The organism is Kribbella qitaiheensis (assembly GCF_014217565.1).
Taxonomy (GTDB): domain Bacteria; phylum Actinomycetota; class Actinomycetes; order Propionibacteriales; family Kribbellaceae; genus Kribbella; species Kribbella qitaiheensis_A.
The window spans coordinates 1,756,811-1,770,726 of sequence record NZ_CP043661.1; the positions used below are offsets into that span (position 1 = coordinate 1,756,811).

Consider the following 13,916-nt stretch of genomic DNA (forward strand, 5'->3'; position numbering starts at 1 on the left):
TCTCCTTAGTACAGACGGTTTTGTCCTGTCCTACAGGAGAATCGGGTCAGTTGCGGTTCTCGTCTAACTGTCCGGCTCGTCGACCACAGACGCGTACGCGATGACGCCGCGGCGGATCTGCTCGGTGACCGCGCGTGCCGTTTTGCGCAGCGGCGTCGGGCCGGCCGCGTCGGCGACCTGCTCGGTCAGGTCGATGAGCTGCTTGACCCAGCGGACGAAGTCGCCGGCGGCCAGATCCGACTCGTACAGGACCTCGGCCAGCGATGCACCCGAGGCCCAGCGGAACGCCGCCCAGCAGAAGCCGAGGTCCATCTGGCGAAGGAAATCGACCCGCATGTCCCGCTCCAGCGCGGACAGCTCCCGCCAGATCACGCCCATCTTCTCCAGCGCAGGCCGTACTTCGCCTCGCGGCAGCCGCGGCGAGGTCGGCTCGTCCTTCGACCGCGACTCGAAGACCAGCGCCGCCAACGCCGCGGCCAGCTCCGGTACGTCGAGGTCGTCGAAGACGCCTACCCGCAGGCACTCGGCCGCGACCAGATCGAGCTCGGTGTAGATCCGCGACAATCGGTCACCGGCCTCGGTGGTCTTGTCGCCGTCCAGGTAGTGCAGCGCGTCCAGCACCTGGCAGACCCGGTCGAACTGGCGGGCGATGGTGTTCGTCCGCTGCTCGATCTTTCGCTGCACGTCACGGTTCTCCCGGTCGAGCCGGAAGTACCGCTCGGCCCAGCGGGCGTGATCCTCGCGATCGGAGCAGCCGTGACAGGGGTGCGCACGCAGTTCCGCCCGCATCTGCTGCAACTCCGGGTCGTCCGCGTGCGTGACAACGTCGCCGTTGCGGCTGCGTGACGACGGCGGCCCTTCCTCACCGAGCAGGTCGGTGCGACCCCGCAGTACGTGGGCAAGCTCGCGCCGCTGTTGCGGGTTGCGCGCGTTGAACTTCTTCGGCACTCGCAGCGTGCTGATCGCCCCGACCGGGGTCGGGAAGTCGATCATCGACAGCTTCCGCACCTGCCGGTCCAGCGTGAGCACGGTCGGCCGCGGCCCTTCCCGCTCCGATCGGACGCCCGGATCCAGCACCAGCGCCCAACCGGCACTCCGGCCGGCCGGGATCCGGATGATGTCGCCGATCCGCAGCTTCTCCAGCGACTCCTGCGCCTCGACCCTTCGGTCGAGTTTGCGCGCCTTCGAGCCGGACGACTCGCGGTCCCCGATCCGGCGGCGGAGCGCGGCGTACTCGAGGAAGTCGCCGAGGTGGCAGTTGATGGACTCCTTGTACCCCTCGAGCGCCTCGGTGTTGCGCTGCACCTGCCGGGCCAGCCCGACGACGGCCTGGTCCGACTGGAACTGCGCGAACGACAGCTCCAGCATGTCCCGCGCCCTGCTGCGACCCACCTGGCGGACCAGGTTCACCGCCATGTTGTACGACGGGGCGAACGACGAGCGGAGCGGATACGTACGGGTGCTCGCGAGACCGGCGACGGCGCGTGGGTCGAAGCCCGGCTGCCACAGGACGACCGCGTGGCCTTCGACGTCGATGCCGCGGCGACCCGCCCGACCGGTCAGCTGGGTGTACTCCCCCGGCGTGATGTCGACGTGCGCCTCGCCGTTCCACTTGCTCAGCTTCTCCAGCACCACCGTGCGGGCCGGCATGTTGATGCCGAGGGCAAGCGTCTCGGTGGCGAACACGACCTTGATCAGGCCGCGCGCGAACAGCTCCTCGACAACCTCCTTGAACGCGGCCAGCAGGCCGGCGTGGTGCGCCGCGATCCCACGGCTGAGCGCCTCGCTGAAGTCGTGGTACCCGAGGACGCCGAGGTCCTCGTCCGGCAGGTCCACCATGCGTTCGGCGAGCACCCGCTTGATCTCGTCCCGCTCACTCGGCTTGGTCAGCCGCAGGCCGGAACGCAGACACTGCAGCATCGCGTCCTCGCAGCCCTTGCGCGAGAAGATGAAGTAGATCGCGGGCAGCAGCGCGCCCGCGTCGAGCTCCTCCACCACGTCCGACCGGAACGGTGTGAAGTGCGACCGGGCCGGCCGCTGCTTGGGCAGATCGCGGCGGCGACGTGGTTTGCGCGAGTCGTCCCGGAAGATCCGGTTGTCGTCCCGGGCGATCCGGACGAGTTGCGGGTTGACCAGATCCTTGAGGTCGGTCGTGTTCTTCGCGTCGTTGGCCTTGGCCGGATTGCCGGACCTGCTCTGGGGCCCGTACTGCGCCTGGCCGGCCCGGGCGGTCGGCGCCTCGCCTGCGAACAGGTCGTGCAGCCGCTTCCCGACCATCACGTGCTGAAACAGCGGCACCGGCCGCTTCTCCTCCAGCACCACCACCGTGTTACCCCGGACGGTCTCCAGCCAGTCGCCGAACTCCTCGGCGTTGCTCACCGTGGCGGACAGCGACACCACCGCTACCGAGTCCGGCAGGTGGATGATCACTTCTTCCCAGACCGCGCCCCGGGCCCGGTCTGCGAGGTAGTGGACCTCGTCCATCACGACGTACGAGAGGCCGAGCAGGGTCTGCGAGGCGGCGTACAGCATGTTCCGCAGCACCTCGGTCGTCATCACGACGATCGGCGCCTCGGAGTTGATCGAGTTGTCGCCGGTGAGCAGACCCACGTTCTCGCTGCCGTACCGGCGGACGAGATCGCTGTACTTCTGGTTGCTCAGCGCCTTGATCGGGGTGGTGTAAAAGCACTTCTGCCCCCGCTGGAGCGCGAGGTGGACGGCGAACTCGCCGACGAGCGTCTTCCCGGATCCGGTCGGCGCGGCAACGAGCACCTGGTGACCGTCCTCGAGCGCGGCACACGCCCGCAACTGGAACTCGTCCAGCCGGAAGTCATACAGCTCCCGGAACTCCTTGACCGCCGGATGCGCCTGGTCCGAGCGGAAAACGGCATACTTCTCGGACGGGGTGCTCATGCCCCCCAGGCTATCTGCCCCCACCCCCAGAACCCCGCCACCCATCCCGTACGGCGAACAAGCCGCCCACCCGGCCGGACGCGTCGCGCGTCGACGTACGCGAGCGTCAGCGGTGGACTCGGTGGGTTTCGTAGGCCCACATGACGAGTTCTACGCGGTTTCGGGCGTTTAGTTTGGTCATGATGCTGGTGAGGTGGGTTTTCACCGTGCTGAGGCTGATGTGGAGGTCGGTGGCGATCTCGGAGTTGGTTCGGCCCTGGGCGACGGTTCGGAGGATTTCTTCCTCTCGGGTGGTGAGGGGTTCGACGGGTTGGGCGGGTGGGCGGCCGAGGCGGGTGTCGGAGAAGGCCGCGAGCAGGCGAGCCGTGATGTTGGGGGCGATCAGGGCGTCGCCGTTCGCGGCTGCCTCGATGGCCTGGACCAGGAGTTCGGGGCCGGCGCCTTTGAGGAGGAAGCCGCGGGCGCCTGCCTTGAGGGCGCCGTGGACGTACTCGTCGACGTCGAAGGTGGTGATCACCACGATCGCGAGCGGGTGCTCGACCTGGGGGCCGGCCAGTTCGCGGGTGGCGGCGATGCCGTCCATGCCGGGCATCCGGATGTCGAACAGGCAGACGTCGGGGCGGAGCCGGCGGGCGAGTTCGACCGCCTCGCGGCCGTCCGCGGCCTGACCGACCACCTCGATGCCGGGTTGTGCGTCGAGGATCATCGACAGGCCCGTACGGACGAGTTCCTGGTCGTCGGCGACGAGCACCCGGATCATCGAGCCCCCTTCGGCAGCACGGCTTCGACGGTCCAGCCGCGGTCCGGACCGGGCCCCGCCTCGAAGGAGCCGCCGAGGAGGGTGGCTCGCTCCGTCATCCCGACCAGGCCGTAGCCGACCGGCCCGGCCGAGCCCGCCGAGCCGTCGTCTCGGATCGTGAGCCGCACGCAACCCTCGTCCGCGGCGACCCGGACCTCGACGCGGGTCGCGTCTCGGGCATGCCGTACGGCGTTGGTGATCGACTCCTGCGCGATCCGGTAGATGGCGGCCCCGACCGAAGGCGCGAGGTCGTCGAGATCGCCCGACAACCCGACGTCGACCAGCAACCGGTCCCCCGTCGTACCGCGGGCCAGTCGCTCGAGGTCAGCCACACCCGGCTGGGGAGCCAGCGCGGCCGCTTCGTCCGCGCGAAGTCCGGCGACCATCGTGCGCATCTCCGCCAGCGTGCGCGATGCCTCTGCCTCGATCACCGACAACGCGTCGACCGCCGCCCCGGGATCGGAGCCGGCGACGACCCGGCCCGCCTGCGCCCGGATCAAGATCGCCGAGACGTGGTGGGCGACGGTGTCGTGCAACTCGCGGGCCAACTGCTCGCGCTCCCGCAGCCGAACCTGGTCCAGCTCCCTGGTCCGCGCCGAGGTCCGGAAGCGAACCGCGGCACCGAGCGCGGCCGGGAAGAGCAGGAACATGCTCCCGGCCACCGCATTGCCGACCCCGGTGTAGTCGACGGCCAGCCCGACGGCCAACGCGGTCAGGACGAACATCAGGCCGACCCCGATCTCCCGGCCGGATCCCCACCGAAACAGCGAATAGGGCAGCAGCACCACGCACACCATCGTGTACAGCCCCACCGACGAGTGGACGTTGATCAGGCTCACGATGTCCAGCACGATCAGGGCCCCGAATGCGACCGCCACCACCGCGAAGGGATGCGTACGCCGCCAGAGCAGAAGGATCACTCCGCAGACCCCGAACGCCAGCGCGACCGGCCTCCAGATCAGGTGTTCGCGAAAGATGCCCTCCAGGATCGCCGTCGGCACCAGCAGACCGACCAGCACCCAGTCCCGCCAGACGCGCACTGGCGGCTGCGGCGCTCGCGGCTCGGCCCACAGCGAGCGGACCGCGTTTCTCAGCATGGGCTCACAGTAGACAACCGGAACGCGCCGCGGATCGGCCACAAGTACGGCTTCGCCCTCAGCCGATCGGCCGACCGAACTCCGGCCCTTCCGCCGAGGTGCCCACCGGCTGATCTCGCCACGCTGGGTCCACCCGTTCCTGGGCCGCCGAAGGAGATCACCGATGATGTCGAACGCTCTGTACAAACTAGGCCGGTACGCCGCCCGTCGCCCCTGGACGGTGATCGGGACCTGGCTCGTGGTCGCACTGCTCGTGGTCGCGGCCGCGAGCGCCTTCGGTCAGAAGCTCGAGGACTCGATGGGAGCGCCGGGACTCGACTCGCAGCGGGCCACCGACCTGCTCGCCCGGTCGAACCAGGCCGGCCTGACGGCGCAAGTGGTGGTGACGCCCACAGACCGCAGTACGACGTTCCTCAACTCGGCCGAGGCACGAGCCGCTTTGTCCAAGGTCCAAGTTGCGGCAACCCAGTTGCCCAAAGTCCTCACCGCGACCGATCCGGCAGCAGCGATCTCGCCGGACGGCCGAGTCGCCGTCATCCGGATTCAGTACCCCGTGCAGAACCAGCTCGCCCCGAGCGACCTCGAGAATCTCAAGGAGTTCGCGGCGAAGACGCAGAGTTCCCAGCTCCAGCTCGAACTGGGTGGCGATCTCTTCTTCGCCTTCGAACAGCCCGGGACCGGTGTGGGCGAGGCGCTGGGGCTGGTCGTCGCCGTGGTCATTCTGCTGGTGACATTCGGGTCGCTGATCGCGATGGGGTTGCCGATCGGGCTGGCGCTGTTCGGCCTCGCACTCGGCGTCAGTTCGATGTCGTTGCTCACCTACCTGATCGACGTACCCAGCTGGGCCCCGGTGATCGGCAGTATGGTCGGCCTCGGCGTCGGAATCGACTACGCCTTGTTCCTCGTCACGCGCCACCGCGAATACCTCTCCCAAGGTCTGACAGTCGAGGAATCGGCCGGACGCGCTGTCGCCACCGCCGGCCAGGCCGTCGTCTTCGCCGGTGGCACCGTGGTCATCGCGATCCTCGGCCTGGCCGTTGCCGGTGTCCCGTTCATGACGGCCGGCGGGATCGCCGTCTCGATCATCGTGCTGATCATGGTCGTTGCCTCGATCACCTTGTTGCCCGCGTTCCTGGGTCTCGCCGGGTCGTGGATCAACCGCCTCGCAGTACGGCGCGTCGAGGTTCGGACGGCAGGGTGGCAGCGTTGGGCCCGGCACGTGTCCAGGCACGCCGTCGCCTATCTCGTCGGGGGGACGGTCGCGCTCCTGGCCGTTGCCGCACCTGTCCTGGCGCTTCGGGTCGGCACCCCCGATGAAGGAGCGCTTCCCGAGAGCAGGACGGAGCGCCGCGCGTACGATCTCGTCGCCAAGGGATTCGGCCCCGGCATCAACGGGCCGTTGGTGATCGCCGTGGACATCTCGAAGGATGCGAGCGTCGTCCAGCCGCTCGTCGACGCCGTCAAGGCCGACAAGGGCATCGCCGCCGCCGCGCCCGCCGAGGTGAACACCACAGCCGGCCTGGCAACACTCGTTGCCTTCCCGACCACCGGACCGCAGGACAGCGCCACGCTGGAAACGGTCAAGCGGCTCCGCACCGACGTCTTTCCTTCCGTACTGCGAGGCAGCGTGGCGACGGCACATGTCGGCGGTCAGACGGCGAGCTTCGCCGACGTCGGTGCCAGGGTCAACGATCGCCTCCCGTACTTCGTGGGCGCGGTGATCCTGCTGTCCGTCCTGCTGCTGACCCTCGTCTTCCGATCGATCGTCGTACCGCTCAAGGCTGCGGCGCTGAACCTGCTGAGCATCGGCGCCTCGTTCGGTGTGATGGTGATGGTGTTCCAGTGGGGCTGGGGCGCGGACCTGATCGGCCTGGAGTCGACGGTGCCGATCGTGCCCTTCATCCCGATGTTCATGTTCGCGATCTTGTTCGGTCTGTCGATGGACTACGAGGTGTTCCTGCTGTCCCGGGTGCGTGAGGAGTACCTCGTGACCGGCGACAGCGACGCTTCCGTCGTGCACGGCATCGCCACGACTGGGCGGCTCATCACCTCGGCCGCGCTGATCATGGTCGCGGTCTTCCTCGGCTTCGTGATGAGCAATGACCCGTCGGCCAAGATGTTCGGCCTCGGCCTGGCCGTCGCGATCTTCATCGACGCGACCGTCGTACGGATGATCTTGGTGCCGGCGGCAATGAAGTTGCTGGGCCACGCCAACTGGTGGCTCCCTCGCCGGCTTGCACGTCTGCTACCGGTGGTCGACGGCCTGGGAGAGGGAACGACCGAGAGCGCCTTGAGCGGTTACGAGGACGCTGTCGAGGTTCAGCCAGTGGGCCATCAGGTCTAGCTCGGCTGCCAGTGGATCGATGAGGTCGCTGTCGGGTATGCCGTTTTCAGCCGTGACTGTCGGGACGAGGAGGGTGGAGTTTCGGCGGTCGGCTTTCAGGTCGACTCGGGCTACGAGTCGGTCGCCGAGAAGGAACGGCAGCACGTAGTACCCGTGGACTCGTTGGGCGGCGGGCGTGTAGATGCTGATTCGGTAGAAGAAGTCGAAGAGCCGGTGGGTGCGGTCGCGGTTCCAGATCAGGGTGTCGAAGGGCGAGAGCAGGGCACGCGCGGCGACCGGCCGGTCCTCGGCGGTTGCGGACAGGTAGCTCTGCTGCTCGACTCCTTCTATGCGAACCGGGATCAGCTCACCGGCCTCGACGAGCTCGTTGATCACCTGCTTGGCGGTTGCCATTGGCAAGGGAAAATGGCCGCTGGTCGAGCCGGTGAGTTCACGCATGGTGGCGACGCCGAGCGCGCGGGCCGATTGTTTGACGAGTTCACGGCGGGCTTCTTCCGCGGTGGGCTCGGGCGCCCGAAGTACGGAGGCTGGGATGACTCGCTCGGTGAGGTCGTAGAGGCGCTCGAAGTTGCGCCGGCCGGCGATCGCGACACGCCCCGCGCAGAACAGGTACTCGATCGCGATCTTGGCGTCCTGCCAGTTCCACATCTTGCCGGTGCTCGGATCCGGATCCGGGTCGCTCGACTTACGCCGTACGCCGCCAGGGTCGGCCTCGCCTGCAGTGAGTGGGCCGCGCTCGGTGACGTTGGCGAGCACCTCATCCACGAAACCGGGACGTTCCTCGGCCAGCCGCTGCATTCCAACGACTACGGACCAGGGAGCGGTGACATCGGGGTCTTTCCAGTCCTGCCTCTCGGCGGCACGCATCCGCCAGCGATGCAGCGGATAACTGCTCAACGGCAACAGGCTCGCCTTATGACCCCAGAAGTACTCGAACAACTGCCGGTCATCGCTCCAGGAGATCCGGTCCAACGTCTCCCGCTGATACGCCCCCAACCGCGCGAACAACGGCAAATAGTGCGACCGACACAAGACATTCACCGAATCAACCTGCAACACCCCAAGCCGCTCAACCCCCTGCCTGACATGCCGCACATCAACCCGCCCACCCGGCCCGGGCATCCCCAAACCCTTGCGCCGCCAACGCGACCCGCCGCGCACCCGCCAGCGAAACCGCCTCCCCCACCACCACCCGCGCCATACCCCGAACCTATCCCCCAACCGCACCCCCAACCCCAAACCACCCACACCCACCACCCCACCTCCAGCCCCACGCCGCACACGAAATCGTTGCCGGGGCAGCCAATACCAGATATGTCACCGGAGTCATATGACTCCGGTGACATAGTGTCGCCGTGCAGATCGACTGGCCGGCCGAGTTCGGCGTTCGGCTCGACGGGCGTGGAAACACGGGCGGACAAGGGAGACGCGCATGCGCAGCAGGTCCTCATCTTGGTCACCGCCGCCCTCAAACGTCTCCAAGACCTCGATGAACCGCCGACCCGAGACATGGAGACAGCCACCCTCCGGTGGATCCGGCAGTCCAAGCGCTACCCGCTCTGGCGGGTGTCCCATCCGTATCGCGAAGGCATTGCGATCCGGCTCATCTGCTGGTTTCCACCCGCCTCAGGCACTGTCGTCGTCACACTCTTTGCGGGAGACAAAGCCCGGATCGGCGACGTCTTCTACAACTCCGTTTGAGGTGCCACGCGCTTTCCGGACAGCTTTTTGATGGCTGATTCAGGCGGCGGATTGTGTTTCCAGGTAGTCGTCGTGGGCTTGCTGTGGGGTCCGGTAGCCGAGCCCTGAGTGACGGCGTTTAGTATTGTAGCGCAATTCGATGTAGCGGGCGATATCGCGGCGTGCATGGTCGCGGGTCGGGTACTCGGTTCGGTGGGTACGCTCGTTCTTGAGAGCGCCGAAGAACGATTCGGCCATCGCATTGTCGTAACAGATACCGGTCCGCCCGACTGATTGGCGAAGATTATTGTTCTTCAAAGTCGCGGCGAACTGGGCGGAAGTGTAGTTGCTGCCCCGGTCGGAGTGAAAGATTGCGCCGTCGACAAGATCGTGATTCCGCACCGCCATGTCGATCGCGGCTTCGATCAGCGGGGTTTTGTAATTGTCGTCCATGGCCCACCCGATCACAGCTTTGGTGTGGCAATCGAGCACGGTCGCCAGATAAAGCCACCCTTCCCAGGTCGAGACATAGGTAATGTCTCCGACCATCTTGTGCCCCGGAGCATCAGCGGTGAAGTCCCGATCTACCAGATCCGGGATCGGGCCGGCCTGGCCATCCTGCTCGGTCAGACAGTGCCGCCACGGCCGCGGCTGGCACGGCTCCAAACCCAACTCACGCATGAGCTTGCGCACCAACTCCAGCCCACAGGTCACACCCCAGGCCACCAGGTCGGCATGCACCCGCCGGTACCCGTAGGTCTCGTCGGACTCTTCGAACGACTTGACGATGATCAGCTTGAGTTCGCCTTGGCGGCGCGCAGTCGCCGACATCGGACGGCTCCGCCAATCATTGAAACTGGACCGTTTCACCTCGAGCCACCGGCACATCTTCACAATCGACGGCGCATTTCCGTTCTCTCGGGTCAACCTGTTGGCATACTCCGCATCGATGAACTCGAACTTTTCGCTCAACGATGATCCTTGGCAAAGTATGCTGCGGCTTTTTTTAGGAACTCGTTTTCCATCCGGAGTTCTCGCGTCTCCCGCTCCAGCTCGCGGAGCCGCGCACGCTCGTCCATGCTCAATGCCGGTTCCTCGCCGGCATGGTCTCGCTTAAAGGCGCTCACCCAGTTACTGAGGGTTCCCGGGTTGATGCCGAGCTCTCTCGCGACCTGAGTGACAGAACGTGAAGTCTCAATCACCGACTTCACAGCTTCCTCCCGATACTCAGGAGTGAAATTCTTCTTCGGACGCGGCAACATCTTCCCTTTCCGGACAGCTCAATCTTAGTTGAGCCGCTGTCCGGAAGGTTCGTGGCACCTCAGTTGGTGCTCGTGCCGACGGGGTGATTGATCAATGGAAGCGAGAGGCGAGGAAGGACGGCCGTGAGTGAGAAGAGCAGAGCGACGTTTGTGCGTGGCAATGACCGTCTCGATCAGTTGCTGGCGCGGCCGGACATCGCTGCTGGTGTCGCCGTGGTGGAAGCCGAGTCGGGTGAGATGGATCGCGTCTACGCCGAGAATCTGGCGATGATCCGGCGGGCTGGTGGCCTCACCCAGGTGGAGGTGGCTGAGCGACTCGGCGTGGGGCAAGCAGTCGTCTCGCGCCTCGAGCGGCGGAGCGACATGCTGCTGTCCACCCTCGCGGAGTACCTGCACGCGACCGGCGCGGAGCAGCCGCGGATCGTCGTTCTCCTGAACGGAATGGAGATGGAGATCGACCTCGACCGCTTCCGCGACCCGAACCAGGTCTAGCCCCGCAGCCGAGCGGCGGTTCCGGCGAGAGGTCAGCTTCGGCGACACCTGCTCACATCGTCACCAAGCTGCGACGGAGGAGCAGCGGCGCGGGCGGAGGGCGGTTTCGCGTGATCTAGGTCGTCTTGCTATTAGCCGCGACGTAGACATCCCAGGGGTTAAGGGTGTCAAGCTGTGGGGACGCAGCTCCGCGGATCCCGCGGGGAGGGGTGACCCGCGGGGTGTGGTTGGTGAGGCCGGCCCCGCCCCCCCCCGATTCGGCGTCTTTGAGCACTGGTTGAGCATTCCCCTGCGGTGCCGTGCTCATCTGGTGCACAAGGCTCCCGGTTTCGCGGTGTGTCAGGTGCTACCGGTCGAACGCTGCTTAGCCTGCTCGGCGAGGGCGGGTTCGGGAAGTCGAGCTGCCGGGTTTTTCGTCCGCTGCCGGACTTATAGCGCGCTATCGGCCGAACATCGCGTCAGCGGACCCGATCCCGGGCCACCCGGACCCCGGGAACCAGGTGGCGGCGAACAATGGTGGGCAGCACCAACCGGCCCCCATTAGGAGCGGCGTACTGGGTGGGAGCGGCGACGGAGGAGGTGCCTGGGGGTGTAGTACGAGAAGACCCCCGCACCCCCGGGACTTGGGGTGCGAGGGTCTTGGGGGGGTGTGGGGTCAGCTGATGTGGAAGCTGTCGCCGTAGACCTTCCAGTCGAGGGGGGTGTTGAGGTTGAGGTTGCCGTTGCGGAGGAAGACGCGTTGGGCGGTGTCGACCCGGCTGGTGTCGCTGTGGGCCTCCTCTTGCTTCATCGCCCAGACGCGGGCGTCGAGGAAGGCGTTGAGCCAGGTGGTCTCGTTACCGCCCTGCGACGGCGGCTTGGCCTTGGTCAGGGCACGCTTGCGGATGCCGCCGAAGCTGGTGGAGTCGTTGCCGCCACCGTGCATGACGATCGCGTCGTAGTACATGAACTGGCCGAGTACGCCGACGCCGTCGGACTTGCCCTGCCTCACGGACGGGTTGAAGTACACCCGGTCGCGCTCGCTGTCCTGGGCAGCCTTGAAAACAGAGTCGTTGGCGGCGGTCTTCCAGTCCCTGGTGTAGTTCGGGTCAAGACCCGAGTGCGAGTCGCTGCCGTCGACGTTGCGCAGCGCCGGCAGGTACTTCTCCAGCACGTTGCCGGGCTTGCGGGTCTTGTAGAGCTCCACCAGGTCCAGCATGTCGCCGGTACCGGAGCAGAACCCGATGATGCCGGCCGTGTAACCGCGGCCGTCGTCGATGTCCTCGATGTACTTGTACTGCGCCTTCCAATCCAGCGAGGAGTTCTCCGCGCTGGAGACGATCTTCATCGCGATTTCCTTCTTGGCCGGGTCGTCCAGCCCGGTCGCCGTGACCTTGGTGACGTGCGAAGCGGCTTCCGAGTGCGGCTGGAACGGCGAGGCCATCGCGTACGCCGGGGTGGCGGCAACGGCGAAGCCGATCAGGATCGCGGCCAATTTCGTGCTGGTCCTACGGGGGCGGTTGAGCACGATCTCTCCTTCGAGGGGCGTCGAGCGGTATCTGTTAGGAAGCTTTCCTATCAGATAAATCCGGTGACGAACAGAGATCGGTGAAATTCGTTCCGTGATTGCCCCAGTCTTAACGACCAGAGCTAGGCGAAGACGGTCAAGGCTCCTGGTGCGATCCCGATGTCGACCGGCAGCTCGCCGAGGATCTCGCCGTCGGCGTACGCCGTGACGGTCGGGGACTCCAGCCGGACCGAGCTGCCGCGGAGCGTGTGCAGCATCGGATGGCCGACATGCGTGCCCTTGGCCAGCTTGGGGAACATCTGCAGCAGCGTGAGCCGCGAGACCGGCTTGATGATGGTGATGTCGAGCAGCCCGTCGTCGATCTCGGCACCCGCGCAGATCTGCAGCCCACCGCCGTACGTCGGACCGGTGCCGACCGCGACCAGCATCGCCTCGGTCTCGATCACCTCGCCATCGACCGTGATGACGTACGAGAGCGGCTTGAACGTGCGCAGCTCCGCCAGCGTAGCCAGGGTGTACCGCGAGTTGCCCTTCGGCCAGGTCATCGCGTTGGCGCGCTTGTTCACCAGCGAATCGAAGCCGCCGGCCACGACCGTGGTGATGAACTCGTCCTTCGCCACCGCCAGGTCGACCGCCCGGGTCCTGCCCGCGACGATCAGGTCGGCCGCGGCCGCCGGGTCCTTCATCGGTATGCCGACGCCGCGGGCGAAGTCGTTGCCGGTGCCGGCCGGGATCACGCCGAACGGCATCCCGGACTTCGCCAGCACCTGGGCGCCGAGGTGGATCGTGCCGTCGCCGCCGACCAGCGCGACCGCGTCGGCACCCGAGGCGATCACCTCGGCGGAGATCCGGCCGACGTCCTCCGCGCAGGTCGTCGCGTACTCCGAGACCGTCAGCCCGGCGGACTTCAGCCGCTGCCGGACGACGGGCGCGACCCGGGCACCCAGGCCCCGACCGCTGGTGGGGTTGACCACCAGGGCGATGTGTCGGCTCATCAGTCGGCCAGCATTTTCTCGGTCTTGCGCGAGCGGCGCCTGTCGTTGATCCGGCAGATCACCTCGGCGACAAAGAACAGCAGGCACATCGGGATAGCCAGCAGACACATCGTGAACGGATCACCAGACGGAGTCGCGACCGCGGCGAAAACGAAAATCACCAAGATGATGTACGGCCGGAACTTACTCAACGCCGACGCCGGCACCAACCCGACCATATTCAGCAAAACCACCACCAACGGGATCAAAAACGCGATCCCGAACACCAGCATCGTCCGGATCACGAAATCCAGATAATGCGGCACCTCAACCAGGTTCTGCACCGCATCCGGAGTGAAGCTGATCAGAATCGCGATGCCCTTCGGCAGCGTCCAGTACGCGACCGCCATCCCGCCGGCGAACAACGGCGCGGCGATCGCCGCGAACAGGATCGCCCACTTCTTCTCACTCCGATGCAACCCAGGCGCGATGAACGCCCACAACTGATAAAGCCAGATCGGCCCCGACAACACCAGACCGATCAACGCCGACACCTTGATCTGGAACGTCAACGCATCGCCGACCCCCGCCAAAGTCAGGATCGGCTTGGTCTCACCGGCCCCAGGATTCAGCTGCCGGACGCTCTCGTAGAACGGATCGGTCAGGAAGATGAAGGCCCGGTGATAGATGAACCAGGCGCCGACGGTGCACACGACGATGGCGAGCACACTGATGAGCAACCGGTTCCGGAGCTCGATGATGTGCTCACGCAGGGTCATCCGACCCTCTTCGTCTTTCGGGCGGCGCTCTTTCCGCCGTCCGATCTTCACCACTGTCACAGATGGAGC

11 protein-coding genes are annotated in these 13,916 nt (G+C 66.3%); 3 read left to right on the top strand and 8 right to left on the bottom strand.

Going from position 1 to position 13,916, the window contains the following annotated elements:
* Positions 1-63: 63 nt before the first annotated feature.
* From F1D05_RS07955 to F1D05_RS07965, 3 genes are all read right to left on the bottom strand, one after another.
* Positions 64-2,913, bottom strand: coding sequence for a DEAD/DEAH box helicase (locus F1D05_RS07955; protein WP_185446677.1), 2,850 nt, complete (start codon positions 2,911-2,913; stop codon positions 64-66).
* 106 nt (positions 2,914-3,019) lie between these two features.
* A complete protein-coding gene (locus F1D05_RS07960) occupies positions 3,020-3,673 on the bottom strand; it encodes a response regulator (RefSeq protein ID WP_185446678.1) in 654 nt (217 codons plus the stop codon).
* The gene (locus tag F1D05_RS07965; RefSeq protein ID WP_185446679.1) at positions 3,670-4,809 is read right to left on the bottom strand and encodes a sensor histidine kinase; all 1,140 of its coding nucleotides are present in this window, start codon (positions 4,807-4,809) and stop codon (positions 3,670-3,672) included. The genes F1D05_RS07960 and F1D05_RS07965 overlap by 4 nt, the downstream gene beginning before the upstream one ends.
* Before the next feature lie 166 nt (positions 4,810-4,975).
* On the opposite strand from F1D05_RS07965, the gene F1D05_RS07970 reads away from it, so the two are divergent.
* Positions 4,976-7,153 carry an MMPL family transporter gene (locus tag F1D05_RS07970; RefSeq protein WP_185446680.1) on the top strand — a complete coding sequence of 726 codons (2,178 nt, stop codon included), beginning with the start codon at positions 4,976-4,978 and terminating at the stop codon, positions 7,151-7,153.
* Here F1D05_RS07970 and F1D05_RS07975 read toward each other — a convergent pair.
* Positions 7,055-8,194 (bottom strand): winged helix-turn-helix domain-containing protein, encoded by a 1,140-nt coding sequence (locus tag F1D05_RS07975; protein WP_206686120.1) that lies wholly within the window; start codon positions 8,192-8,194, stop codon positions 7,055-7,057. The two genes, F1D05_RS07970 and F1D05_RS07975, sit on opposite strands and share 99 nt — an antisense overlap.
* Positions 8,195-8,554: 360 nt before the next feature.
* Between F1D05_RS07975 and F1D05_RS07980 the strand changes: the two genes are divergently transcribed.
* On the top strand, positions 8,555-8,854 hold the full coding sequence (locus tag F1D05_RS07980; RefSeq protein WP_206686121.1) for a hypothetical protein: 300 nt from the start codon (positions 8,555-8,557) through the stop codon (positions 8,852-8,854).
* 39 nt (positions 8,855-8,893) lie between these two features.
* Here F1D05_RS07980 and F1D05_RS07985 read toward each other — a convergent pair.
* Positions 8,894-10,092 (bottom strand): IS3 family transposase gene (locus F1D05_RS07985; protein ID WP_185449045.1). Its coding sequence is split into 2 segments (ribosomal slippage): positions 8,894-9,828 and positions 9,828-10,092, totalling 1,200 coding nucleotides; the frame shifts between segments, so codons are not numbered across the junction.
* A 126-nt stretch (positions 10,093-10,218) separates the two neighbouring features.
* Between F1D05_RS07985 and F1D05_RS07990 the strand changes: the two genes are divergently transcribed.
* Positions 10,219-10,587: a helix-turn-helix domain-containing protein gene (locus F1D05_RS07990; protein WP_246486508.1), complete on the top strand. Its 369-nt coding sequence runs from the start codon at positions 10,219-10,221 to the stop codon at positions 10,585-10,587.
* A 655-nt stretch (positions 10,588-11,242) separates the two neighbouring features.
* Here F1D05_RS07990 and F1D05_RS07995 read toward each other — a convergent pair.
* The 3 genes from F1D05_RS07995 to tatC form a co-directional block, all read right to left on the bottom strand.
* Positions 11,243-12,094: a chitosanase gene (locus tag F1D05_RS07995; RefSeq protein ID WP_281388925.1), complete on the bottom strand. Its 852-nt coding sequence runs from the start codon at positions 12,092-12,094 to the stop codon at positions 11,243-11,245.
* 122 nt (positions 12,095-12,216) lie between these two features.
* Positions 12,217-13,089, bottom strand: a complete 873-nt coding sequence (locus F1D05_RS08000; protein WP_185446681.1) for a diacylglycerol/lipid kinase family protein — start codon at positions 13,087-13,089, stop codon at positions 12,217-12,219.
* Complete coding sequence (gene tatC / locus F1D05_RS08005; RefSeq protein ID WP_185446682.1) at positions 13,089-13,847, bottom strand: twin-arginine translocase subunit TatC; 759 nt, start codon at positions 13,845-13,847, stop codon at positions 13,089-13,091. The genes F1D05_RS08000 and tatC overlap by 1 nt, the downstream gene beginning before the upstream one ends.
* Between the last annotated feature and the right edge of the window lie 69 nt (positions 13,848-13,916).

Excerpts from the sequence above, each read along its gene's own strand:
- F1D05_RS07955 (WP_185446677.1), bottom strand. The coding sequence starts at position 2,913 with ATGAGCACCCCGTCCGAGAAGTATGCCGTTTTCCGCTCGGACCAGGCG.
- F1D05_RS07960 (WP_185446678.1), bottom strand. The coding sequence starts at position 3,673 with ATGATCCGGGTGCTCGTCGCCGACGACCAGGAACTCGTCCGTACGGGC.
- F1D05_RS07965 (WP_185446679.1), bottom strand. The coding sequence starts at position 4,809 with ATGCTGAGAAACGCGGTCCGCTCGCTGTGGGCCGAGCCGCGAGCGCCG.
- F1D05_RS07970 (WP_185446680.1), top strand. The coding sequence starts at position 4,976 with ATGTCGAACGCTCTGTACAAACTAGGCCGGTACGCCGCCCGTCGCCCC.
- F1D05_RS08000 (WP_185446681.1), bottom strand. The coding sequence starts at position 13,089 with ATGAGCCGACACATCGCCCTGGTGGTCAACCCCACCAGCGGTCGGGGC.
- tatC (WP_185446682.1), bottom strand. The coding sequence starts at position 13,847 with ATGACCCTGCGTGAGCACATCATCGAGCTCCGGAACCGGTTGCTCATC.